Annotated in this window: 22 protein-coding genes and 1 pseudogene; 20 read left to right on the forward strand and 3 right to left on the reverse strand. The window is 42.6% G+C overall.

Annotated features, from left to right (window positions below):
- Positions 1-25: 25 nt before the first annotated feature.
- The 18 genes and pseudogenes from AC0YN0_RS13120 (at position 26) to AC0YN0_RS13205 (ending at position 18,130) form a co-directional block, all read left to right on the forward strand.
- The gene (locus tag AC0YN0_RS13120) at positions 26-1,816 is read left to right on the forward strand and encodes an ABC transporter ATP-binding protein (protein WP_475821604.1); all 1,791 of its coding nucleotides are present in this window, start codon (positions 26-28) and stop codon (positions 1,814-1,816) included.
- Positions 1,816-3,648 (forward strand): ABC transporter ATP-binding protein, encoded by a 1,833-nt coding sequence (locus AC0YN0_RS13125; RefSeq protein WP_475821605.1) that lies wholly within the window; start codon positions 1,816-1,818, stop codon positions 3,646-3,648. The genes AC0YN0_RS13120 and AC0YN0_RS13125 overlap by 1 nt, the downstream gene beginning before the upstream one ends.
- 133 nt (positions 3,649-3,781) lie before the next feature.
- Positions 3,782-4,963 carry a formate-dependent phosphoribosylglycinamide formyltransferase gene (gene purT / locus AC0YN0_RS13130; protein ID WP_475821606.1) on the forward strand — a complete coding sequence of 394 codons (1,182 nt, stop codon included), beginning with the start codon at positions 3,782-3,784 and terminating at the stop codon, positions 4,961-4,963.
- A 435-nt stretch (positions 4,964-5,398) separates the two neighbouring features.
- A complete protein-coding gene (locus AC0YN0_RS13135; RefSeq protein ID WP_475821607.1) occupies positions 5,399-6,019 on the forward strand; it encodes a hypothetical protein in 621 nt (206 codons plus the stop codon).
- Positions 6,020-6,209: 190 nt separating this feature from the next.
- The gene (locus AC0YN0_RS13140; RefSeq protein ID WP_475821608.1) at positions 6,210-6,668 is read left to right on the forward strand and encodes a hypothetical protein; all 459 of its coding nucleotides are present in this window, start codon (positions 6,210-6,212) and stop codon (positions 6,666-6,668) included.
- 248 nt (positions 6,669-6,916) lie between these two features.
- Entirely contained in the window at positions 6,917-7,768 is an 852-nt protein-coding gene (locus tag AC0YN0_RS13145; protein WP_475821609.1) for an HNH endonuclease, read from the forward strand.
- Positions 7,769-8,048: 280 nt separating this feature from the next.
- Positions 8,049-8,384 carry a hypothetical protein gene (locus AC0YN0_RS13150; RefSeq protein ID WP_475821610.1) on the forward strand — a complete coding sequence of 112 codons (336 nt, stop codon included), beginning with the start codon at positions 8,049-8,051 and terminating at the stop codon, positions 8,382-8,384.
- A 459-nt stretch (positions 8,385-8,843) separates the two neighbouring features.
- Positions 8,844-9,611, forward strand: a complete 768-nt coding sequence (locus tag AC0YN0_RS13155) for a nucleotidyltransferase domain-containing protein (RefSeq protein WP_475821611.1) — start codon at positions 8,844-8,846, stop codon at positions 9,609-9,611.
- 448 nt (positions 9,612-10,059) lie between these two features.
- Positions 10,060-10,455 carry a hypothetical protein gene (locus AC0YN0_RS13160; RefSeq protein ID WP_475821612.1) on the forward strand — a complete coding sequence of 132 codons (396 nt, stop codon included), beginning with the start codon at positions 10,060-10,062 and terminating at the stop codon, positions 10,453-10,455.
- A gap of 885 nt (positions 10,456-11,340) precedes the next feature.
- On the forward strand, positions 11,341-11,757 hold the full coding sequence (locus AC0YN0_RS13165; RefSeq protein WP_475821613.1) for a DUF7674 family protein: 417 nt from the start codon (positions 11,341-11,343) through the stop codon (positions 11,755-11,757).
- Positions 11,758-12,530: 773 nt separating this feature from the next.
- A pseudogene (locus AC0YN0_RS13170) lies at positions 12,531-12,974 on the forward strand (phosphoglycerate mutase family protein).
- A 105-nt stretch (positions 12,975-13,079) separates the two neighbouring features.
- Positions 13,080-13,661 (forward strand): hypothetical protein, encoded by a 582-nt coding sequence (locus AC0YN0_RS13175; protein WP_475821614.1) that lies wholly within the window; start codon positions 13,080-13,082, stop codon positions 13,659-13,661.
- 312 nt (positions 13,662-13,973) lie between these two features.
- Positions 13,974-14,429 carry an SRPBCC family protein gene (locus tag AC0YN0_RS13180; RefSeq protein ID WP_475821902.1) on the forward strand — a complete coding sequence of 152 codons (456 nt, stop codon included), beginning with the start codon at positions 13,974-13,976 and terminating at the stop codon, positions 14,427-14,429.
- 726 nt (positions 14,430-15,155) lie between these two features.
- Positions 15,156-15,713 (forward strand): hypothetical protein, encoded by a 558-nt coding sequence (locus AC0YN0_RS13185; RefSeq protein WP_475821615.1) that lies wholly within the window; start codon positions 15,156-15,158, stop codon positions 15,711-15,713.
- Positions 15,714-15,762: 49 nt separating this feature from the next.
- A complete protein-coding gene (locus tag AC0YN0_RS13190) occupies positions 15,763-16,188 on the forward strand; it encodes a hypothetical protein (RefSeq protein ID WP_475821616.1) in 426 nt (141 codons plus the stop codon).
- Positions 16,189-16,285: 97 nt separating this feature from the next.
- The gene (locus tag AC0YN0_RS13195; RefSeq protein ID WP_475821617.1) at positions 16,286-16,660 is read left to right on the forward strand and encodes a VOC family protein; all 375 of its coding nucleotides are present in this window, start codon (positions 16,286-16,288) and stop codon (positions 16,658-16,660) included.
- A gap of 213 nt (positions 16,661-16,873) precedes the next feature.
- Positions 16,874-17,524, forward strand: a complete 651-nt coding sequence (locus tag AC0YN0_RS13200; RefSeq protein WP_475821618.1) for a hypothetical protein — start codon at positions 16,874-16,876, stop codon at positions 17,522-17,524.
- 111 nt (positions 17,525-17,635) lie between these two features.
- Positions 17,636-18,130: a DUF6933 domain-containing protein gene (locus AC0YN0_RS13205; protein ID WP_475821619.1), complete on the forward strand. Its 495-nt coding sequence runs from the start codon at positions 17,636-17,638 to the stop codon at positions 18,128-18,130.
- A gap of 311 nt (positions 18,131-18,441) precedes the next feature.
- Here the strand turns inward: AC0YN0_RS13205 and AC0YN0_RS13210 are convergent, their stop codons facing one another.
- The 3 genes from AC0YN0_RS13210 to AC0YN0_RS13220 are packed head-to-tail and all read right to left on the reverse strand — an operon-like array spanning position 18,442 to position 22,874.
- Positions 18,442-19,443, reverse strand: coding sequence for a sugar ABC transporter substrate-binding protein (locus AC0YN0_RS13210; RefSeq protein WP_475821620.1), 1,002 nt, complete (start codon positions 19,441-19,443; stop codon positions 18,442-18,444).
- A complete protein-coding gene (locus AC0YN0_RS13215) occupies positions 19,424-21,067 on the reverse strand; it encodes a response regulator (protein ID WP_475821621.1) in 1,644 nt (547 codons plus the stop codon). Before AC0YN0_RS13215 ends, AC0YN0_RS13210 begins: the two co-directional genes overlap by 20 nt.
- A gap of 7 nt (positions 21,068-21,074) precedes the next feature.
- The gene (locus tag AC0YN0_RS13220) at positions 21,075-22,874 is read right to left on the reverse strand and encodes a cache domain-containing sensor histidine kinase (RefSeq protein ID WP_475821622.1); all 1,800 of its coding nucleotides are present in this window, start codon (positions 22,872-22,874) and stop codon (positions 21,075-21,077) included.
- A gap of 282 nt (positions 22,875-23,156) precedes the next feature.
- Here AC0YN0_RS13220 and AC0YN0_RS13225 point away from each other — a divergent pair, with 282 nt between their 5' ends.
- Positions 23,157-24,167, forward strand: coding sequence for an ABC transporter substrate-binding protein (locus AC0YN0_RS13225; RefSeq protein ID WP_475821623.1), 1,011 nt, complete (start codon positions 23,157-23,159; stop codon positions 24,165-24,167).
- Between the two features lie 87 nt (positions 24,168-24,254).
- Positions 24,255-25,769 (forward strand): sugar ABC transporter ATP-binding protein, encoded by a 1,515-nt coding sequence (locus AC0YN0_RS13230; protein ID WP_475821624.1) that lies wholly within the window; start codon positions 24,255-24,257, stop codon positions 25,767-25,769.
- Position 25,770: the final 1 nt, after the last annotated feature.

Here is a 25,770-nt window from a genome sequence, read left to right on the forward strand (position 1 = left end):
ACAGCATACGGGGAGATGTTTTTTCTTGGACGTGTTAAGGCAATTAAAACGATTTTATTGGGCTGAACGAAAGTTTATGTTCGCCTCGATCGCGGCGCTCATGTGCGCTACGGCACTTGGGATTGTATATCCCAACCTGCTGCGATACCTGATCGATGATGTCATTACGCCTAGACGTTTCGATCTGGTGCCGGCGCTTGCGTTCACGGTCGTAGGCGTCGTCGCATTCAAAGCCTGCTTGCAGTTTCTGCACGGCTTCTTCGGAGGAAGACTAGGCAACCGCGTAGCATTCAGATTGCGCAACGCCAGCTATGACAAATTGCAAACGCTGTCCTTCCAATATTATGACAAGGCGAAGACAGGCGATCTGATGTCCCGTCTTACAGCCGATCTAGAGGCGATCCGCAACTTTGTCGGCTTCGGATTCGCACAAATTTTGAACATGGTGCTGATGGTTGTGTTCGGCGGCATCATGATGATGACGATTCATTGGCAATTGACGCTTATAACGCTAATTACGATTCCATTGCTCATATTCACAGCGCTTCGCTTTGAGAAAAACATTCATCCGGCTTTCCGTGAAATGCGCAAAGCGATGAGTAATCTGACGACTGCCGTGCAAGAGAACATTACAGGTGTACGTACGGTTAAGTCGTTCGCAAGAGAGACGCATGAAGTATCGAAGTTCTCGACGCGCAGCGAAGCCTATCAGACCAACCAAGTCGGCGCGGCCGTCATATGGGCCAAATTTTTCCCCGTAATGGAGCTAGTGGCAAACGTGAGCGCCGTTATCCTGCTCGTAGCAGGAGGCATTCTCGTTATTAACGGAGATTTGAAGCTAGGCGAGTTCGTTGCCTTCTTCAGCTTGATCTGGTACATTATCGGCCCGATGTGGGGACTTGGCTTCCATATCAATAACTACACGCAATTCAAAGCATCTGGCGAGCGGGTGCTGGAACTTCTCAATGAGCATATACACGTGAGAAATATCGAGAACGCGATTGAAGTTACTAACGAGACGGTCAAAGGCCATGTAAGCTTCGAAAATGTAACGTTCAGCTACCCGGACAAATCGCCGGCGGTTACGAACATCAACATCGACGCACCGGCCGGTTCGGTAATCGGGATGCTGGGTGCCACCGGATCGGGTAAATCGACGCTCATTCAGCTTCTGATGCGGGCTTACACCGTGAAGCAAGGCATCATTAAACTTGACGGCATGGATATCCGCAATTTGGACGTGGCGAGCCTTCGCCGCCAAATCGCGCCAGTTTTCCAAGAGACATTCCTGTTCTCGGCATCGATCCGCGACAATATTGCTTACGGTGTGAAGGATGTAACGAATGAACAGATCGAAGCTGCTGCTAAGCTGGCCAAAGCGCATGACTTTATTATGGAGCTGCCGCTTGGTTACGCAACGATCGTCGGCGAGCGGGGGATGGGCTTGTCTGGCGGACAGAAGCAGCGTATCGCCATCGCGCGCGCGTTAATCAAAAATCCGCGTATTCTCGTCCTTGACGACGCTACAAGCGCGGTAGACATGGAGACCGAGCATGAGATTCAAGCAGGCTTCAAGGAGCTGATGGCCGGACGTACTACTTTTGTCATCGCGCACCGGATCTCTTCACTGCGTCACGCCGATGAAATTATCGTGCTTGATAAAGGGGTTATCGTCCAGCGCGGCAAGCATGCCGATCTGATTGCGGTAGACGGTCCTTATCGCGATACGTACAACATTCAATATGCCGACTTTCTTCAAACAGACGATGCCGCTTCCGCTTTAACGGCGCAAGGTCAGAAAAGGAGCACCGTATAATGAGCACAAGTTCCCATACGCAAGCCAAAGCCAAGAATAAGAACGAACGGTTCGTATACCAAGACGACGAGCTGATCGAAAAGCCGTTCAACTGGGCGCAGCTTCGCAGGCTGTTTATGTATATGAAGCCGTATTCGAAACAGCTAATACCCGTCATCGTAATGATGATCCTAGGTACGTTGACCCGGCTTGGCGTACCGGCGCTCGTCATTCTCGCAATCGACGAAGCGATTCAACCGGAGAACGGCGCTTCCGCAAGCATTCCTAAGCTCCTTGTTATTGCTGGCATTATGTTATTCCTTTATGTTATACAATGGGCTTCTAATACGTACCGGATCAAGTACACGAACATTATTGGGCAGCAAGTTATTTATGATCTTCGGAACCATTTGTTCCAGCACATTCAGAAGCTGTCGTTCCGCTTCTATGACAAACGTCCAGCTGGATCCGTGCTCGTGCGGGTAACGAATGACGTCAATGCGCTGCAGGATTTGTTCACGAACGGCGTCGTCAACCTATTGATGGACTGCGTGCAGCTGTTCGGTATCGTAATCATCCTGCTCGTCTGGAACTTCAAGCTTGGTCTCGCGGTTATGATTACGGTTCCGATCATGTTCTTGGTATCGACTTCGCTTCGCAAACGGATTCGTTTTGCTTGGCAAGACGTACGCATTAAGCAATCACGTATCAACTCGCACTTGAATGAAAGTATTCAAGGGATGAAGGTTACGCAAGCGTTCGTGCAAGAGAAAGACAATATGGGTTTCTTCGATCATATGAATACGGTCAACGTAAAATCGTGGAACAAAGCTTCCGCGCTGAACCAAGCGTTCGGTCCCGTTATTGAGATTACGGCAGCAATTGGCACGTTCATCCTGTTCTGGTACGGTGCACATCTGATTCAGCAGGATGTTATCACAGTCGGTTTGCTTGTCGGCTATGCGAACTACATCGGCAACTTCTGGGACCCGATTAACCGCTTAGGCCAAATGTACTCTCAACTGCTTATTGCTATGGCATCGTCCGAGCGGATCTTCGAATTTATCGATGAAGAGCCGACGGTAGGCGAACAAGACGAAGCAAGAAGCTTGCCGCAAATTAAAGGCCAAGTGAAATTCGATAATATTATTTTCGAATATGAGCCTGGCAGACCGGCGCTCAAGGGAGTGACGATCGACGTCAGAGAAGGCCAATCGATTGCGCTTGTCGGTCATACAGGCTCGGGTAAAAGCACAATTATTAACCTGCTCTGCCGGTTCTACGATCCGGTGCAGGGACGCGTATTGATCGACGGCATCGATATTCGCGATGTAACGATCGAGAGTCTGCGCTCGCAGGTCGGTATCGTGCTGCAGGATACGTTTATCTTCGCTGGCTCGATTCGCGACAACATCCGTTACGGCCGACTGAATGCGACCGATGACGAGATCGTGAAAGCGGCGCAAGCCGTTCATGCCCATGATTTCATCATGAGCTTGCCGGATGGCTATGATACGCAGGTAGAGGAGAGAGGCAATGTGCTCTCGATGGGCCAACGCCAGCTTCTATCGTTCGCACGCGCATTGCTTGCCGATCCTCGCATTCTTATTTTGGATGAGGCAACGGCAAGTATCGATACCGAAACCGAATTAAAGATTCAGGAAGCGCTCAAGGCGCTCTTGAAAGGCCGTACTTCATTCATGATTGCGCATCGTCTGTCGACGATCCGACATGCGGATGACATTATCGTGCTGGATCACGGTGAGATTGTAGAGCAAGGAAATCACGAACAATTAATTCGCAAGCGCGGCGTATATAACGGATTAATTGAGGCACAGTACCGTTTCTTATAAGGAATCTAGTCATTTATAGTTGATTTTTGATGAAGAAACCTCCACAATGAAAGAAAAAAGCCGAACATCGGTTAGACCGTGCTATCTCGCGGTTTAGCGGAAATGGCTTACTTTCAGGAGGTTTTTTCTCATTATGTATGGATCACCGCTATCTCCGAATGCCCGTAAACTGCTTCTGCTCGGTTCGGGAGAGCTTGGCAAAGAGGTTGCCATTGAAGCGCAAAGGCTCGGAGTCGAGACCATTGCCGTCGATCGCTACGACCATGCTCCAGCCATGCAGGTGGCTCATCGCAGCTATGTGACGGATATGCTGGATGGCGCAGCGATTCGCCGTATTATAGAAGAAGAGAAGCCTGACGTTATCGTACCCGAGATAGAGGCGATCGCCACAGAAACGCTGCTTGAGCTCGAACAGGAGGGACATCGTGTCATCCCGACGGCACGCGCTGCGAGATTGACGATGGATCGCGAAGGCATCCGCCGTTTGGCTGCCGAAACACTTGGATTACCTACTGCGCCCTATCAGTTCGCCGATTCGTTGGAAGAGCTTCGTCAAGCAACTGCTGTTCTAGGCTTCCCGTGCGTTATTAAGCCGATTATGTCATCATCGGGCAAAGGACAGAGCGTATGCCGTTCCGAAGCGGATATTGAAGGCTGCTGGAATTATGCGATGGAAGGCGGAAGAGCGAAGAAGCAGCGCATTATTGTGGAAGGCTTCATCACCTTCGAATCGGAAATTACATTGCTAACTGTTCGTTCGGTCTCCGGCACAAGCTATTGTGCGCCGATCGGTCATATACAGAAGGATGGAGATTATATTGAATCCTGGCAGCCGCATGATATGACGATGAGTCAGATCGAGGAAGCGGAAGCAATCGCTCGTCAAATCACGGACGAGCTAGGCGGCTACGGTTTATATGGCGTGGAGCTGTTCATTACGAAGGAAGGCGTATTGTTTAGTGAAGTATCGCCAAGGCCTCATGATACCGGGATGGTGACGATGGCGACACAAGACTTAACGGAGTTCGCCCTTCATGTGCGTGCCATCCTCGGTTATCCGATTCCGACGATCCGTCTGCTGTCGCCAGGCGCTTCCTATACGCTTAAGGCAGACCGCGAGAGCAGCAGCTTCGCCATAGGCGGCTTGGAAGAGGCGTTGTCCGTACCGAACACGCAAGTACGCGTATTCGGCAAGCCTGAGACGAAGATTGGTCGTCGCATGGCCGTTGCACTGAGCAGCGGCGCAGACGTCGAGCAAGCCCGCCAGCAGGCAAGACAAGCAGCGGAAGCGCTGTTTATCGAGTATAAAGAATAATAAGCTAGCGAAATAGAGAGTAGTTTGGTTTTTTAGAGTGGAAATCGTCCAGCCAAACAGGCAGTTGAACAACTATCAATCACATTTGATTGGATAACATACAGCCTAAACCGCCTTTGTAGCTCATTTCCGCCCAAATTACCTCATTAACCTGTAGAAAATCCAATCAAACTGCTTTTTTGATCACATTTAGCCTATTAGATTGGATGAATTCCATTCATAGCCCCTAATTCCTAAAAGAACCGTTTCTTGGTAGATGGAAGTACGACCAACCATTTACGAAAGGAACGGTTTTTTGTATCTTCAAAATTTCATCCCATGCGCAGCCTGTTGGTGACAGAATAAAAGGCATTGAAATAACTAGTATCTCTATCGAAATTTTGTTATGGTTTTCCTAGGAATATATTTCCTGTTAAGGAAGGGAGAATGAATAAGATGAGAAATACCATCTCAACATGCCTTTTGGCAATAGGTGTACTTTTACTTGCTATTAGCTTTATCTCAGGAATTACATTAGCAACCGATGAATATGGCGATTTCCAAATAGAAACGGCTTTGTATTGGTGGGTTTCAGGTATTATTTCAGGGTTTGTTTTTATTGGATTATCCGAGATTGTGAATTTACTGCAAAAGTTGCTAGATAAAAGCAGTGGTGTTACTCAGTCGATACCATCCATGTCATCCTATACGCGTGATGAAAATGTAATTAAAGAAACCATTGCTCCCTCGCCTAATGGTGAGAATGAGACGGATGAAACCGAAATTAAAGTTAAGGATCTAACGATTCTTATTGATGATGAACAGATTAAGGGACAATTTTGGATCACTAATTCTAATGTCAGAATAATGAAGAAGTCTATGTTCCAATCTGATTCCGAAGCTCAGCTTGTCAAAGTAATCAATAAGAGCAATCTTTCTGCTGATTATGAAAGAAATAAAGACTATATTATTTTTAGTTTCATTGAAGGAAACTACAATCATAAGTTGGCATTTAAGACACATAACATCTACGACTATGAACGAATAGTTAACTTGCTAAAATATGAGAAAAAGTAAATGAAACTATCGTAGCTGGCCAATACGATCGGCTGCCTATTAGTTAAACTATCCGGCAGAGGAAGGGGTGTTTAATCACTACGGGAATATATAAAAATATTAATGTGTTTACGAAGTACGCTAATATGACGTTATACAACATGTCTGTAGAATCTATTGAGGTGAGCACATGCGAAGAAGTAATCACAAATTGGATGAATATCTTAAACCTATGACCAAATCAAAGTTCAATGAAAGTACTGTACTAATCAATATCGTTTGGCCAACATTTATTGAAGTAGAAGATTGCATATTAATTCAAGACGATCAAGAATCACCAAGAACAGTAAACATTGAGTTTGTTTTAGAGCAGTTTGGAGACCGTTCAGGATTTGAGGCTGCAGAGAGTCATGTACATATGATGGATGTGTCCAGATATTTTATGAAGCACCCTAAAGAAGGATTTAGATTTGCTCAGAAGATTATGAATATGTGGGCTGTGAAGCTAAAGTTTGATTTTCCTAATTACAATTTTTTGATTATTCTAAGTTTTGATGGAGAGGATAGTATTGTTAGATTTCATAGAATAAGAGAAGAAGAGAATCTTTGGATTGATATAGATAGAATTGAAGATTTCAAGAATGAAGGAATATGTATTGTGAAAGTGTAATCATAGATGTCAGACACGTCGTATAACACCATATTCACGCATCGGGCATTCGCCCTCGGTCCGTTAGAAGTTAGAAGCGGATTCGGAGAGGCATTTCAGCAGCAGGGAAGTAGAATCATCCGGACACATCCGCACCACCTAACCGCATCGCGGCCGCCCTTCGGGCTTAAGGTGGTGGGACGTCGTGAATACAACAACGTTATAGGAAATCAGCGCAAACATTTATAAACTATTCAAGGAGTATTGTGATGAGACATGTAACTCATGAACGATTTTCATATACAGATTCCATCATCTTAGTGGATTCAGCAATTCAATGTTTTTATTCAGAAAATTTCTCAGAAGACTTTGATATCTTTTGGGAAGTAATTCGTGATCAATATCCAAATAAGTTATATAAAAGTGAAAAGGAAACAATAGCTCATGATTATTTGTGGTGGATTTCTAATAATTCAAGTGTCATCCAAGAATTAAGAAATAGTGACTATGATCAAGAAATCATTGCATATTACTTGAAAACATTAAAAAATTTCAATGTTCATATACCATCTAAAATGATTCCAAATTTTAAATATATTCAAGAACATGGATTTTGTGAAAAATGTAGGAGTTGCAAAAAACTAATAAATTATGCTGATTGGATTGCAGACAAAATTGAGGAATTCAAACCAAGTATAATCCATTCTGCATTTCATGTACTTATGTTGAATAAACATTTCCTTCGGGATTTTCATGAGAGAATAGCAACTTATTTACAAAGAGATAGGGATTTATTGCATCAGTCATACCCGAAGTATATTACTAAACTTGGGAAGGTAAGAAGAATGTCGACGTGGCCAGTGTGGCTTAAACGAGGGATTTTCTTTAGAGACAAAGGGGTATGTACCATTTGTAGAAATCCACTTTCAGGGGATCTTTTTCTTGGTATTGATCCTGATTTAGATCACATTGTTCCGCTCGATAAATATGGGAATAATGATCCTTCAAACCTCCAGATTTTATGTAATAAATGTAACAATAAAAAAAGAAATTTAAGTAGCGATACCAGCTCATATGATATTCCATTTTGGAATTTACCAGTGATTGATAATGATCTGTAGAATTTGAGAGTAAATTCGATGAAGGAGCTGACATCCTATAACACCATATTCACGCATCGGGCAGTCGCCCTCGGTCCGGCACGAAGTTAGAGGTTAATTCGGAGTGGCATTTCAATTTCGAGAAAGCATAATCAGCCGGACACATCCGCACCGACTAAGCGCATCGCGCCCGGCGACATTCGTCGCCTTAAGTCGGTGGGACGTCGTGAATACAATAACGTTATGTTAAAGACGTGTAAATCGAATTTTCGAGGTGATTTCACTGAAGCTCAGAGGGACAATGATAGAACAATCATATAGAAACGATCTTTTGAAATCCAATGATTATATACTTCACGATCCCAAGGGTGCAAGATTACTTTCAGTAATAATCTCTACTTTTGAAGAATTAAAAACAGCATATATTTTAGGGTGGATACCAGAACAAGGTGAAGATATTTATACAGTGTTAGTCAATGGTTCATCAATTGCCTTTATCGAGTTGGATAGAGTAGATATGACAACAGAACCAATTGTAAGCAAAACATCAATAAAAGAATATATACAAGGCATGAGTAAAATGCATCAGATAAAACTTGCAGTTGCAATAGATCTATCAGAGGAAAAATTAAAGTGAACTAAATTATTGTTATAAGTAACTCGAAGAAGCCACATACTTCACATAACACCATATTCACGCATCGGGCATTCGCCCTCGGTCCGGCAGGAGTCTGAAGTGAATTCGATGAGGGATTTCAGTATTCGAGGAAGCTGAAGCAGCCAGACACATCCGCACCGACTAAGCGCATCGCGCCCGGCCACTTTGTGGCCTTAAGTCGGTGGGACGTCGTGAACACACCAACGTTAGCCGAAACTTCCTAGATCAAGAACATATGGGTAAACCCTCAAAGCGAGAAGCATCTAAGGTCAAGTTCGGATAAGGGCATATGAAGGTCAAGATCGGATAAGGGCATATGAAGGTCCGAAGTTGAGAAGTCAGGTAGCAGATTCAGCCGGACACATCCTAATCGGTCAGACGTCGAGAATTCAAGAACGTTAGCCGAAAGAAGTTTTTACATGTTTAGGAGGAGTCTATATGATATTAGAAAAAGTTATAAATAGAATTGTAATACAAAGTGAATATAAGGATTTTGTTGATAAGTATATAGAAAATATACTTACCGAATTTAAAGGTAAGATTCATAGCATTTATATGTGTGGCTCGATTCCAAAAGGAACTGCTAAACCTTTTAAGTCAGATGCAGACTTTACTATTGTATGTGTAAATCCCAAAGATATTGATTACGAAAGATTGTCAATTATTAAAGACAAGCTTTTGGAAGAATATCCAGTAGTAACTAAGATTGATACGATAATTTGCTCGATTGACGATGTATTAAGTAAACCGAATGAGTGGGGTTTTTGGATTAAGATAATTTGTGTTTGCATATATGGTCATGACGTTGGTGAAAAAGTGCCACCGATAATTACTTCTCCAGAGTTCATTTTAGACTTAAATACAGAGACCAAGGAGGAAGTAGATCGTATACATAGTTTACTTTCTAATGCTAATGATAACACAATGAAAACTAGATATATTAAAGGTTATTCTAAGAGATTAATTCGTGCATTATACTCTTTGGTTTTAGAAGATACAGGTGTATGGCAAGATGACATTATTAAGATGAAGTATGCCATATTAGACTATTGCGAGATTGACTCCGCTTTAGTTGATTATCTGTATGCTTGTTACTTGGATAGTCATGTACTTGTTGAAGAGTTTCTGGGAATTGCAGATGAAGTATATAGCTATTTTGAGAACGCCTTAAATACAATGGCTGCTTCCAGAACTTCCTTCGGCTAACACCATATTGATGCTCGGGGTCACTCTGAGAAGCGAGTGACCACATCCAACCCCTAAGCCCGTCGGGACGTCACTACATCAGGTGTTTGGCAAGCCTCACAACTATAAGCAACGGCTCTAAGGGGCCAGGACGTCGTCAATACAAAACGTTAGCCGAAATTTCCTAGGTCAAGAACATCTGGGTAAACCCTCAAAGCCAGAAGCATCTAAGGTCAAGATCGGATAAGGGCATAAGAAGAACAAGACATTTTCGGTGGGTAACTCGAAGAAGAGGAAGCATCGGCTAACACCGCATTCACTCTTCGGGCTACGCCCTCGGTCCGGACCGAAGTTGAGAAGCCAGGTAGCAGATTCAGCCGGACACATCTGACTCCGTCGGACGTCGAGAATGCAAGAACGTTATACGAAACATTGGCAAATTACATGAAATCAAAGGATGAATAATCATATGAAATATCCTTTTGGTCATGAGATGGGACTTGCAATGACTATGGGTCCAAAGCTTAAAAATGAAGTTGAACTACAATTGATTAAGGATTTGGAGGTTTATTATAAATTTGAAGGAGAACTCAGATTCGATTGGTCAAACAGTTGCATTGAAGGTAAATGTATGAATTATTTAGATGGTTCTTTAGATAGTTTTTCAGGGATCATGATTTACAATACAGCAAATCAGTTAGTATGTGATGGCTGGATGGATTTTTTATATGTTAAAGAAAGAGATCAATTAATAGTTTATTGGGAGTTTATTGATATATATATTAATGGCATTAAAGTAGAAAAAAAGAATGAAGTTGGAATGCCAGATCACATCAAAAATATGATTGGAAATCTCGAAAAATAAATAGGAAAAATGGTCAAAGATTTTCTAGTATTCCAGGATGACCAATGCATCGTATAACACCGTGTTCACGCATCGGGCATTCGCCCTCGGTCTGGCAGAGGCATTTCGGGGAAGTGGAGGCAGCCAGACACATCCGCACCGACTAAGCGCATCGCGCCCGGCCACGTTGTGGCCTTAAGTCGGTGGGACGTCGTGAATACAATAACGTTATCTGACATACTCCAAGTACATAAAATAAAATCAATAGGAGATAGATACACTTTGAAATTATTTATTGGTTTCGTTGTTATATTCATTAGTCATTATTTATTAGGAGTCATTTATAATAGTTCATATTTTGAGGCCCCACACGTTTCATATGTTATTGAATTCATAGTTTTGATTCTTATTGGTATACCGAACGGAATTCTTGCAACAAGATCATATAACAAAAGTCATTATATTAAATGGATTTTATGGTCTACGATACCCGGTTTATTATTTATGACATATGCCAGATTAGAAATACAAGACTCTCCTGGTGGTTATATATCGTTTCCATGGGATTGGGGATTATGGGAGTTATTCTTACCAGCAATATATTTCCTAGTTCAAGTATTATTTTTGATATATATTCTTTCAAATAGAAAAAAACAAATGAATAATTAGATATTTTAAACAATATGATAGATAATTTCAAAGAAGTAGAGTATGTCAGATAACACCGCATTCACGCATCGGGCTGCCGCCCTCGGTCGCCTAGAAGTAATTACGAGGAAGATGAATCAGTCAACAACACGCACCAACTAAGATAAGATCTATCTAATTTGGTGGGGTTCGTGAATACAACAACGTTAGAAGAAATAACCAGGTTCGAAATTAATGATCTATTCAAAGGTGAGTTCGATGATGATTCAGAAAGAGCAAGTAATGGACAAGTTAATAAACGCTTGTCCGTCTTACAAAAAAAGATATTCTAATTACCTTAAAGCTAATTATGAACTTGGGGAAGAAAGACTACTTTATGTTGATATTTATGATTTTATTGATTATTTGTTTGAGAGATATCAGAAGGAATGCATAGAAGAACTAGATAAGGTTTTTGATTGTATAGAAGAATTACATCTTAATGGAGACGATTATGTTAAGGAATGGGCAACTGTTGGATTTCTAGAAGATCTGCAGAATAAATTACTACGAGAGAATATTGAGCTTAATGAATTTGAAATTTATTTAAGATCTGAGTCAAAAATTTGGTGGAATAATTTAATTAATGTTTGGAATGGAAAGACAGAATACTTAGGCGGGCCAGATAAGGAATAAGGACATCTATCTAGATTCTTCAGAAAGTTGGTGACTTCATCTAACACCATATTCACGCATCGGACATTCGCCCTCGATCCGGCGCGAAGTTAGAAGTTGATTCGGAGAAACATTTCAGTTTCGAGGAAGCTTGGACAGCCGGATACATCCGCACCACCTAACCGCATCGCGGCCGACCTTCGGGACTAAGTTGATGGGACGTCGTGAATACGATAACGTTAGATGAAACTAATACTAGTTCAGATATTCATAAAACAGAAACGAATTCCAAAAGACCAATGAACATGAAAGGAACTAATGACTTGATAATAGAGATCGATGGATATTTTTATCAAGCACTTCTCCAATCATCCCAGATCTAATTGCTAAATAAACTAGCAATGCCTGAAATCGGATGTGGTTTAGACAAATTACAATGGGGTCGAATAAAGGAAATATTAAAAGAAGAATTTAAAGATATACCCATTGAAATAACTGTTTGTAGATTATAATTAAGGTCTTTGATTGCTTCTCGAAGTAAACAGGGACATCACCTATCACCGCATTCACGCTGAAGGGCTATCGCCCTTTGGTTGTCGGATGTATAATAATGGTAGTTATAGTAGACAACACATGACCCAGCCTAAGATAAGAGCTATCTATGGCTGGGTCATGTCGTGGATGAGCAGACGTCAGTTGAAGCCATTGCAATGCTGATATAAGAAAGCGGTGACATAGAAGTGGAAACCATTATTTACTTTGTCAGACATGCTGAGTCTATATATGTTGAGGGCATGGAAAGAAGCAGAGGGTTGTCGGAGATTGGAATGCTAGATGCATTAACGATAAAAGACTTTTTAAAAACTGAAGATGTTGATCAATTCATTTCAAGTCCTTATGAATGATCAATAGAAACCATTCGCCCAACGGCAATTGAGTATTTGAAGGAAGTTAAGATTGAAGAAGATTTAAGAGAATCTAGTTTGAAGGCACAGAAAAGAGCTGTGAAAATCATTGAAGACAAATTAGAAACATATGAAGGTAAGAAGATCGTAATTGGAACTCATGGAGACATTATGACGTTGATGATGAATCATTTTGATAGTCAATATGGATTTGATTTTTGGAAGTCCACATCGATGCCAGACATATATAAACTTATATTTCAAGATAAGAGATTGATAAGTTCGACACGAATGTGGGGAAGCTTACTCGAAGAAGGGAACGGCATCAGCTAACACCGTATTCACGCTGCGGGCTTGCGCCATTGGTCCGTTCCGTTCGTGAATACACAAACGTTATAGGAAATTAGTGCAAAATATAAAAAACAGAATGGTGGAACGATGATGTTTGAATATATCACACACTATTACTATGCCATTCCTTTTAGAAGTTTATCTGCACTTTCAAGGACCGAAGCAATGAAAGTCATGAAAGAACTATGTGATGATACGCCATTCTTTGAAAGATTTAAGGAACCCATACAATATTGGGACAACCGGGTAGAAGCTGAGACGTGGTTACGAAATGCATTTAAAGAAAAAGGTAGAGTGCCTAAACATAACTATCCATATTATGCTGTATTGGGCACAGGTGACTGGATAGAGAATTATGCTAGGAGTGCAGGGTTAGAAGTCAATTTTCTGAGGATTCCACTATCTATTTTCAACGAGGAAGATATAAGTTTTACATTACCTGATAGTATGGTTTCATTTTGGATAGGAAGAGATAAACCTGAAGAATATTACAATCCTACATACCATGGGCAGGTATTTACATTATCAGAGGTAAATTCATTGATGACGGCTGAATTAATGAATAAACTTGCATCAATGCACCCACAAGGAACAATTCCTTATGTTGAAGCACAGATTTGGAATCATGAGATTGCAATGAGCTATTATAACAGTCAAAAGTTAAAGTGAAGTAATCAGAGAAAAAATATATTTGAATGCTTAATCGTAGAAGTCACCGACTACCTAAAACACCATATTCACGCATCAGGCATTCGCCCTCGGTCCGGCACGAAATTAGAAGTAGATTCAGTGAGGCATTTCAGTAGCAGTGAATAGGAATCATCCGGACACTTCCGCATCACTTAACCGCATCGCGGTCGCCCTTCGGGCATAAGGTGGTGGGACGTCGAGAAATTCGAAATCAGTGCAATTAAAGTTCAAGAACTAAACATAAAACCAAAAACCATTAGTTACTTAATGAGGTGCATTTCATTGGTCGTTGTGACAACAGAAGTTCTAATTGCTGCACCAATTCAATTATGTTTTGACATGGCTAGAGATATTGATATACATACACAAACGGTATGGAAACATACGAATGAAACAGCAATAGAGGGTATAACATCAGGACGAATTAATCACGGAGAATATGTAACTTTTCAAGCAATACATTTTTTAATCAAACAGAAACTGACCTCGAAGATTACAGAATATCAAGAACCTAGATACTTTGTAGACGAGATGGTTAGAGGAGCTTTCAAGTCTTTAAGACATGAACATATATTTGAAGAACGAAGTGGCATGACATTAATGAAGGATAAATTAACATTTGAAGCCCCATTTGGAATCATTGGTTGGATCACAGAAAGAATCTTATTAAAACAATATATGAAGAGCTTTTTGAACCATAGAAATCAACAATTAAAAGTAATGGCAGAAGTGAATTATAAGGGATAATTGCAAGTGGGCGGGACGTCATGAATACAAAAACGTTAAGTGAGATCACTGCAAAAATGGTGAAAATTGAATCGAGGGAGTACAAGTGCAATTAAATGAAGTTAGAAATAAAGCTACCTTGAATAGTAGATTTATTCGAATATGGATGTCTATTTTCATGTCCGTTATATGTGGTTACTCAATGTTTATGGTTGTAATGTATTTTATTGATAAAGAATTATTCTCAGATATGTATTTAATCTCGCTTATTAGTGTACTTGTTATAACATTTCTGCTCGCAAAGATAGTAATAAAGGTAAAGAAACAAAACATCAATGCTTTATGGATAAGATTTTTACTTTGTTTATTTGCACCTCTGATTTTGGAGTTTTTATGGGTAATTATTTTTGGTAATGATTGGATAACTGTATATTTCATTAAGTTGAATCTAGATCGTATTGCAGAATTAATATCTTACAGTGCATTTCTTATATCAATCATTGTAGGTCAGGTATTTATAAAACCATGGAAAAGTGGTAGTAACTTTATTATTGGAACAGTTTATGTAGCAATCTATTATTATGTCCTATTAATATATGGATTAATGTTAACAGGATTGTTATATGATAACTGGCTATGATGTGGTCTATAGGCAGAGAAGCGGAAGCTGCTGATAAGTTGCTGTCTCAAGTTCGTGAAAGAAACGTTATTTGAAACCTGTGCAATAGCATAAAGGAGATTAATCTAATGAATAGGATAGCTGAATTCACAAGACCGATAAAGAGAATATACAAATTAGTATTATCAGGTACAAAGTCAAATTGGTCTATTGATGATTACCCTATTGAGTTTAGACAGCAAGAGATGCTAGATCTTTCAGATACTGATCTAACTATGTATCCTTGGGAAGCCAGAATCATTAATTGGTATTGGATGAACGGTGATGGGCATTCAAGAAAAGAAGCATATATAAAACTTAAAGAAAAATTTAATACATATAAATCTAAAGGTCATGAACTACCTAGACCAGGAAAAAAAGTAATGATTAAATTTGCTAGTGTTGAAAGTATCGATAATTTTGATCTTGAAGCGATTAAGTTCTTTCGGGATATATTTGATATGGATTACAATGGAATGTTTATTTCAGATGAATCATCAATGTATGATTTCTGCTGGACTGACGATTCTTTAAAAGAAAAACAAATAAAAATAGAAGAGATATATAGAATTAACATCTATGAAATTGTTGGATTAAAGATTGTAGGAATCTTGGAGAGAATTAGGGAAGGCACAGGTAACACATAACATCGCAATCCCCAGATGTAAGATGAAATGACTGGTATAGGTGAAGTGAATGGACGAAAACAATGATAGTGCTATAAGTAAAAGAGAAGAAAAACAAAAGAAATTTGTTTGGTTTATTGTCGGGAATATTTTGGAACAAGGGATGTATATCGAGTTTAATAAAACAATAGAATTCAATGGGACAAATCATTTTAAACCTAGAACGAAAGTTTATTGCTCACCCTTCATTTGGGGTGACAGGTACGAACGGATTAGAGTGATTGGAAGTGCAAAGGATACAAACAAATTCATATCAGTAATAATGGAGTCAAAGCTAATTTCAAATTGGAGAATACAGAAAGTTTTTACTCCCTACATACTTAGAAGAAATTCGCTTGAGAAAGATAAATGGGATAATACCGATGGAACAAAGATAATAATTGAAGAATTGCTTGAATGGCTCCTAGAAAGAACATTGAAAAAAGTATTTATTTAGTTCATTTAAAGATACCGGCCAATTCATATAACACCTTATTCATGAATACAAGAATTTTAGTTAAAATTATTGCAAAATTCGAGAGGAGTTTAATCGAATGATAGAGAGAATTGACCATCTAGTAATAACTGTTAAAGATTTGGCTAAAACCATTGAGTTTTATACAGATATATTAGGCATGAAACTAGTAACTTTCGGTACTAACAGAAATGCACTTTCCTTTGGTCAACAAAAAATAAATCTTCATGTATACGGTAGTGAGTTCGAACCCAAAGCTCAAGAACCAATTCCCGGTTCAGAAGATCTCTGTTTTATAACTAAAAAATCTATTGAAGAAATTCAGAAACAATTAAGCATAAAAGGAATCGAAATAGTGGAAGGACCAGTTAAAAGAACAGGAGCATTAGGACTGATAACATCAATTTATATCAGAGATCCAGATGGGAACCTAATCGAGTTATCAAATTATTGATGGCACACAGTCAAATCATTTTCTTACAGCACGGGAATCAATTAGTTCAGTTGAAGAGTGTGGAACGAAAGGGTATTCAATTTTATAATTTCAAAATGTTTAAAGACTCACGTTGAACTCCGTTTATATGAGCAGCAGCTAACAGCTTATTCAATCTGGCACTCGTCTTCGGTCTGGGTAAAATACAGAGAAACCACTTTGGAGGAGAAGCTTTTGAAGAGTAAAGGTATAATTAACATAATTATTTTACTACTCGGACTACTGATTATATCTAAAGATCATTTGGATAATTCTTTTGGAGAATATCTATTTAAATTTATTGGTTTGTCTCCATGGACAGATATGGATAAAACAGGACTGAATTTGCCAGCTATATTTGGTTTTTTGCTAATATTGTTTGGCGTGTCAGGAACAGCGAGAACGTATCGTCACCGATTTCCTAGAATATTTAGTAGCCTTATTATAGGTTGCATTGCATTTGTATTGATAAGCCCAATAGCAAGCGAAAAAGTGATGTTTCTTCTTAAGCATAATTCTAAGGGAATCCATTCTTTTGATTATTCAATTAAAGATAGTAAATGCTACTTTCAAACCGTGGAATCAGTGGTGAAAGCTGATTGTTCATTTACAATTTATAATTATGGAAATGAAGAGAACGTATTGATCAAACCTATATTAATTCATAGCTACTCTGATATGGATATTGATGTTCAAGCACATATCGTTAGCATAGCTCCGCATAGAAAGCATGTATTTAGTGTCCAATTCGATGGTATACAAAGAAATGGAATTGAACTCACAGGGTCACTGGATAGAGTCGGTATAGAACTTGAGGTCGGTGGAGTAAGGAAGCGGTTTGAATAGCATTTAACTTACTAAGTGCATCGTTCTCAGATCTTTCGGGGCTTTAAGTCGGTGGGAAGACGAGAATACGACAATGATATACGAAATAAGTGTGAGAAAGGGACGACCTAAATGATTACTTTAAGACTTACTAAAGATTTAATGAAAGACATGAAAACAATTCCAGTTGAAGATGTTCATGCAGCTTCGTTATTAAGTTGGCACGTAAATATTTATAACTTGAACAAACGAAAACACATCGTCTTTGTGAATGATTTAACTAGATTAGCTATTATCATAGATGGAATAAGGACAGGACAAATAGATCGATTGAAAAACAAATTCATGCTGACCATTCGAGAATATTTACTCCGTGAAGGAGTGAATGAGAGTTTGATAAATACCTATATAGCGCATGGCACAGAAGTAGTTATATCAAAAACAAATAACAGAAGTGTGCTTGGAACAATGAAGGAAGTTACTTGGTTTATTGAAGATGATTTTATCGATAATATTGAGCGATTGAAATGGCTGAATAGAATGATTCATAAACCTATTGATTATAAGCAGCCAATTGTCTTATTTAAAGAATTAATTAAGGATCATAGGAACTACACTACAGAGTGAAAGTTATGCAGGAAGTCACTGCGAATTGTGGTATTTGAAGTCCAGTTCCCGGAAGCCATAACTAGAGAATTTATGTGATTTTTCGTATACAAATCCAAAATCATCGCCTAATTCTCGATCTTTGTACGATAATTCGAACATATTCGATGAAAATGATGGGAACACCGCATATTTTGTATGATATTTCGAACAAATGAATGAGAACGATAGGAACACCGCAAATTTTGTATGAAATTTCGCATACAATTTGCGGTGTTCAGCAGATTTAGCTCATATATACCGCCTAATCGACCGCAGCATTTCCGTCCTCGCTACTCCTGCGACGGTGCGGGAGTTACATCCGTTACATCCTCAAACGTCACTTCGCTCGTTCCCGTCTCGATTCTATCCGGAATTTCGAGCCCGCTAGCTGCTTGTTCCAACGTCTCGATAATTTCTGTCCCCCACATATGCTCGTTCTGAGAGAGCGCTGCTGTAAGCTGCCCATTGCGCAAAGCTTCGGCAATCTCGGGCATCATACCGAAGGTAAGCGCGTAACGATTCAGGCCTTGTGCTTTCCATACGAGGACAGATGTTGATCCGGATATGACATCGATGGCGACGAAGCCGTCGAAATGCGGATGCGCATCAATCATCGCCTCTAGCTCCGTCAATGCGACGGTTTCACTGCCTTCGTTGTACGTAACTTCCAGCACTTGAATATCCGTCTGCGCTTCCAAATAAGCAAGCATTCCGCTTAGTCGCTCTTGCTCATTCCTCATCTTCGTTATGCCGGTTTCGACAATAATCATTCCCCGGCCCTTCAACAGCTGATCGACCATCTGACCCATCTGCTCGCCAGCCTTATAATTGTTCGTTCCGATGAACGCCAGTCGGTTGCTGGCAGGGGAGTCCGACTCGAATGTAATGACAGGAATCCCAGCCATAATCGCTTTGTCAATGACGGGAGTGAGCGCTTCGGCGTCGATTGGATCTATGGCAATGCCATCTACATCCTGAGCAATCATCGTCTCCATCATTCGAATTTGCTGCTCTAGATTAGCTTCATCCGGCGCTTTGACGATTAACCTCGTTTTATATTTCTCCGCCGCCTCCAGCGCTGCTTGAGTTACCGTTTCATAATAAGGATGAGCCATAGGATAGATAATGCCGAATTGATGGGATGAAGCTTCTGTGATTGCAGTCGGTTTTGGTGTTAGTTCTTTGTTTGGCTGCACGTTATTCTCCTTACATGCCGATGCAAATAGAAGGAGCATGACCATGCAAAAGCCGACGATACTGATCCGTTTCACGTTACTGGTTGCTATACTCATGTAATGCTCCTTCAGCGTGCAAGCCGCTGCTCTGCAACTGTTGCTTACGATATTGAGTAGTCGTTAATCCTGTAACCCGCTTGAATAAGTTAGAAAAGTAGTGCGCATCGTTGTAGCCGACACGATGGGCAATTTCGTAGGATTTGGAGCTCGTCGACAGCAATAGCTCCATCGCTTTGCGAATGCGCGTCTGGGTCAGAAATTCAATAAAGGTTTGGCCGCATTCCTGGCTGAACACTTTGCTTAGATGACTGGGGCTTACCATCGCATGGTCTGCGACATCCTGCAGCGTCAACTGGTCGTTGCTGTAGTTTTTGACAATATAGCTTTTCACTTGCTCGAGCATTTCCGAATATTTATCTGCAGCACCCGAACGCCATTGCCAATATTGCGAGAGCAGCCATTGCAAATAAGCGTATGCTTCATTGGCGCTCCTAACCATGCTCATCTTCTGCTCGAATTGCTTCATCGTCTCAGCAGGGGAGGAAGAGGCGAAATGCAGTCCATGTGCGGTTTGAAGTACTTCAATCGTATAATCATTCAACAAATAATAGCCGTAGAAGGAATCCTTCCAATCGACAAAACGGAAGCTGTCGGCAAGCGAAGCAAGCAGCTCTGCCGCTTCATGCTCGGAGCCCAGCTTCAGGAAATCGATGAAGCGCTGCCGGTCGGGCATTGACGATTGTACTTGTTGCGTGCGGCTAGCCGCCTGGAATAGCGCTAATCGATTATGCTGCGACAGTCTGCGCCAATGCTTATCGTCTTCAGCGTCAAGATAGGAGGCATGAACGCCTTGCAGCCTTTCATGGATACTCCCGATGCCAAGCGCAAGTGTGCATGGAAATGAATGCTCAAGCTGATCCTTCAGATTCGTTTGCAAATAAAGGAGCGCCTCTTCAAGCTGCAGGATTGTACGTCCCTTCAGCAGCCAGACGGTCTCCGTTTGACTGCGTTTGTAGGTCAATAGCTCTATGGGCAGCCGTGAAAGCTCGCCTAACATGTGTTGCTCCGCTTCTTGAATGAGATCGGCGCTTATCCGCTCACGCCCATCATTGCCTCGAATATCGGTAATAGCTGTTACGTAATGCTTGGCATGTAACGTTACGTTAAGCTGAGATGCCGTATGCATCGCTTCTGCCGTAGCAATGAGACCGCAGCATAAGTCATTTAGCAGCTTTTGCTGCGTCTTGACTGCGTGATTGCTTTGCATCTGAAGGAGCAAATGCCGCTGCTCTCGCTCTTGCCGTTCCTTATCGATCACTTTGCTCGTCTCCTGCAGCAGCCTAATGATATCGGCAGCGCTTACCGGCTTCAGGCAATATTCCATTGCGCCGACGCGAAGGGCGGCCCTCGCATATTCGAACTCGTCATGCCCGCTTAATATAATGATTTTCACGTCAGGCATTCGGGTACGTACGATTTCACAAAGCTCGATGCCATTCATGAACGGCATCTTGATATCGGTAATGAGGATATCAGGCTCAAGCTGTTCAATGAGCGGCAATGCGACTTCGCCGTCGGAGGCGTCTCCGCAATAAATGAAGCCTTCTTTCTCCCAATTAATGCAATCGCGTATGCTTTCCCTTACGAGTATTTCGTCGTCGACGAGCATAATTTTTTTCATAACGGCGTCATCCTCGCTTCTTCGGAATAGAGATGGTTACTTTCGTGCCTTCGTGGTCGACACTATCAATGCGAACAGAGAAGGCTTCCCCGTAATAGAGCTTAATGCGTTGATGGACATTATGCAGACCGAAACCGCCCGATACTTGCGACCCCGATTCATCTGGCTGCCGCTGCAAGCTAAGCTGCTCTCTCAGCGCGGACAAACGCTTGGCGCTCATGCCGATACCGTTATCCTCTACGGTAATAAGCAATAACGACGAGTCTGCTGTTACCGTAACCTTAATGAAGCCTTTGCCGCGTTTATTTTTGATCCCATGGTAGAGTGCGTTCTCGACGATGGGCTGCAGTGTCATTTTGAGAATCGAGTAGTCTACCAGCTCTTCGTCAACTTCTATGGCATAGTCCAAAATATCACGGTAACGCATTTGTTGGATGATCAAATAACTGCGTACATGCTCAAGCTCATCACGTAATGTGATCCAATCGCGACCTTTGTTCAAGCTGATGCGGAAGAAGCGGGACAACGCCTGTACGAGCTGGATAACTTGGCTGTTCTTGCCGGCTTCTGCCATCCATACGATCGAATCGAGTGTATTGTATAGAAAATGCGGATTGATCTGAGCTTGCAGCGCACGCAGCTCGGCTTTGCGAATTTGCTTCTGCTCACGGATGCTTTGATCGAGCAGTGCCTTGATTTTGCCAAGCATAATGTTGAAGCTCGTGCCAAGATCGGCGATCTCATCCCTACCGCTCGTGCTGACCTTAACCTCAAGGTATCCCGAAGCCGCTAATCGCATCTTGTTCTTAAGCACTTGCACGGGCTTCGTCAGGCGAGCCGTAATGAAGAAATGAAGCGTGAAGGCAAAAATGATGCTCAGAAGCACGCTCACAATAATAAGTCTGCGAATCGCATTCGCTTCTTCGACAATTTCTTGAAGCGGGACAATGCCGACGATCTTCCACCCGGTCTGTTCGGAGGTGGTGAAGACGACAAACTTCGGCTTGCCGCTATTCGAATCGACGAATTGATGGCTCTTCGCATTCATATAGGGCTGGAGGTTAACCGTGTTCAACGCGTTTTCTGCTTGATTTAGGGTGGAAGGCTTGAAAATAGGCATTCCGGAATGATCGACGACATAGAAGAAACCGGTCTTGCCAATGCGAACATCGTTGCAGAATTGCTCGACGACGGAATCGTTAATATCAATAATGATAAAACCGATAACCTCATGGGTTATTCTTTGCTTAACGGTAGCCATGATCGATATGACATTCGATTGCGGATATTGAAAGCCGTCGAGCCGATCGAGCGGATCGGCATCGGTGGGCGGAATAATGAGCACAGCGCCAGAATTGTTAAATAGATGCTGGAGATGCGGATTGCGAAGCGGATTGACGTTGATCTGAAATACGCCTCTGCGTTCGCTGATTCCCCGGCCGTATAGATTGACCATTGTAATATTGAGTACGCTTTCGAAATTGTTCGTCTCGCGGTACAGCTCGAACGTCTTCAATATTGCTTTCGCGTCCTCGTATGTATCGCTTTGCGAGAACAGGTAATGGAGCACCTGCGGATTTTGCTCAAGCTCGAGCAGCTTGCCCGTATCTTCGAATAAAACGTCGATATCGCGGCCGAGCTGGTCTGCGACAAGCATCGTTGCTGCTTTGCTATGGCCGGATACGGCGTTGTAAGACTTCTGATAAGAGACCAAACCGACCACTATGAGCGGAATGGACGTTAAGGCTATGAACATAAGCAATAGCTTTGCCCATAGGCTGGATGAGATCCATCGGATCAGCTTCATCGTATGTGTGTGAACCTTTCGTATTGGCTTAAATGAAGGCGTTTACAAGCAATATTCATCATTACTATAACAAATTGCCGCTTGATCAGCTACGCTTCCTGGAGCAATGACCAAAAATTCCACTTTTTGAACATAAAAACAAACCATGCTTTGAAATCGCTTGCAAACCGCCCAATAAATCAAACCTTACTCCTATGGAACTCCGTATCCCGCACGATTGAAAGCGTTTTATAATGGCCTCACACCGCAAGAACGGTGATGATAAAGGGAGGTTGCACAACTATGAAGAATGCAAGCAAGCTTGGAACGGCCATCGCGCTGACGGGTCTTATGTTGTTCGCGGCAGCATGCGGCGGCGGTTCGAACGAGGGGACGAACAACAAAGGGGAGAACAAGCCGGCAAGCGGTTCGGACAAAAAAGTTACGCTCGGCTTCGCGCAAGTAGGAGCAGAGAGCGGCTGGCGGACAGCGAATACGGAATCGATCAAAGCATCGGCAACGGAAGCGGGCTTCGATCTGAAGTTCTCCGACGCTCAGCAAAAGCAAGAAAATCAAATTAAAGCAATCCGTTCATATATTCAGCAGAAGGTAGACGCCATCGCGTTCTCGCCGGTCGTCGAATCGGGCTGGGATACGGTGCTTAAGGAAGCGAAGGATGCTGGCATCCCCGTATTTCTAACGGACCGCGCAGTTGATTCGAAGGATACATCGCTGTACGTAACGTTCATCGGTTCGGACTTCGTAGAGGAAGGACGCCGCGCTGGTCAATGGCTGTCCGATAAGTTCAAGGATGCGGCTGAAGATGTGAACATCGTTGAATTGCAAGGTACGACGGGTTCAGCGCCTGCGATCGACCGTAAAGCTGGGTTCGAAGAGATCATTAAAGGCAACTCCAAGTTGAAAGTGATCGCTTCGCAAACAGGCGACTTCACTCGTGCCAAAGGGAAAGAGGTTATGCAATCGTTCCTGAAAGCGCATAAAGACATCGACGTGTTATATGCACACAATGATGATATGGCACTAGGCGCTATTCAAGCGATCGAAGCTGCAGGACTTAAACCGGGCGAAGACATTATCATCATCTCCGTTGACGGCGTGAAGGACGGCTTCATTGCGGCGAGCGAAGGAAAGATCAACTTCATCGTCGAGTGCAACCCGCTGCTTGGACCACAATTGATGCAAGCGGTTAACGACGTACTTGCAGGCAAGGAAATTGACAAACGCATCGTGACGGAAGAAGGCGTATTCACATCCGAGGAAGCGAAGGCAGCATTGCCTGACCGCAAATACTAACCGTTACGGGATAGAGATTAGAGATAAGCCACTCTCATGCTGGACGGATGCGGGTGGCTTTTTTCTCCATAGAAGGGGGAAGCAACGATGAAGAAGGTACAAGAGCCGATTCTGGCCATGAGCGGCATACACAAACAGTTTCCAGGGGTCAAGGCGCTTACGGACGTAAGCTTTCGATTGTTTCCCGGCGAGGTTCACGCGTTAATGGGAGAGAACGGAGCGGGCAAGTCGACGCTAATCAAAGTGCTTACAGGCGTCTATTCCATAGACAATGGAGATATCCGGCTTGCAGGCAAATCTGTGCATATCAACAGTCCGTTGGAAGCCCAGCTTGCTGGCATTAGCACCGTCTATCAAGAAGTCAATCTATGCCCTAACTTATCTGTATCGGAAAATATTTTCATCGGCAGAGAGCCGCGGCGTTTCGGGAAAATCAGGTGGAGTCAGATGCACGCGGAAGCCCAAAAGCTGCTGGTGGAACGATTGCAGCTTCATATCGACGTTACAAAGCCGCTGAATGCGTATTCGGTAGCCGTGCAGCAGCTTATCGCTATCGCGCGTTCGCTTAATATATCGGCGAAGGTGCTTATTCTGGATGAGCCAACCTCAAGCCTTGATCGCAATGAGGCAAAGCAGCTGTTCCAGGTCATGAACAAGTTGAAGTCCGAAGGGCTCGCCATCTTGTTCGTCACGCATTTCCTTGATCAAGTGTATGAAATATCAGATCGCATTACCATTCTCCGCGGCGGGGAGTTTATCGGTGAATATGCAGCCTCCGATCTGAGCCGTATAGAGCTCGTATCGAAGATGATCGGCAAGGCGTTCGTCGAGCTTGAACAATTGCCGAAGGCCCACGGTTCTGCAAGCAAAGAGCTGTCGCAAGTAACGGCAGAGGCGCTGAGGCTCGGTCGAAAAGGAGGGATTGAACCGTTTGATTTGCGTATTCACAATGGCGAGGTAGTCGGGCTAGCCGGGCTGCTCGGTTCTGGCCGAACGGAGCTTGCAAGGCTGTTGTTCGGCGCGGATCGCTCCGATCAGGGCATGCTGTCGGTGCAAGGCGCAACGAAGACCATTGCTTCGCCTAGACAAGCGATCGATCACGGTATTGCATTCTGCTCGGAGAATCGGAAGACGGAAGGCATCATTGAAGAGCTGACCGTAAGGGAAAACATCATATTGGCTATGCAGGCGAGCCGTGGATGGTTTAAGACCATTAGCCGCAAGAAGCAGGATGAGATTGCGGACAAATATATCAAGGTGATTAACATTAACCCTCCCAATCCGGAGCATCTCGTCAAAAACTTAAGCGGCGGCAATCAGCAGAAGGTCATTCTCGCTAGATGGCTGCTGACCGAGCCGAAGCTGCTTATTCTAGATGAACCAACAAGAGGTATTGATGTTGGGGCTAAGGCCGAAATTCAGAAGCTTGTGCTCTCCCTTGCAGAGAAGGGGATGTCGGTGCTGTTCATATCCTCGGAGCTTGAGGAGGTGCTGCGCGTCAGCGATAAAATCGCGGTATTGCGCGATCGGCATGTCGTAAAAGTAATGACAGATGATGAAATGAGCCAGCAGCAAGTGATGCAGGCCATCGCAGGAGGTTAAG

The organism is Paenibacillus sp. J22P218 (assembly GCF_056269195.1).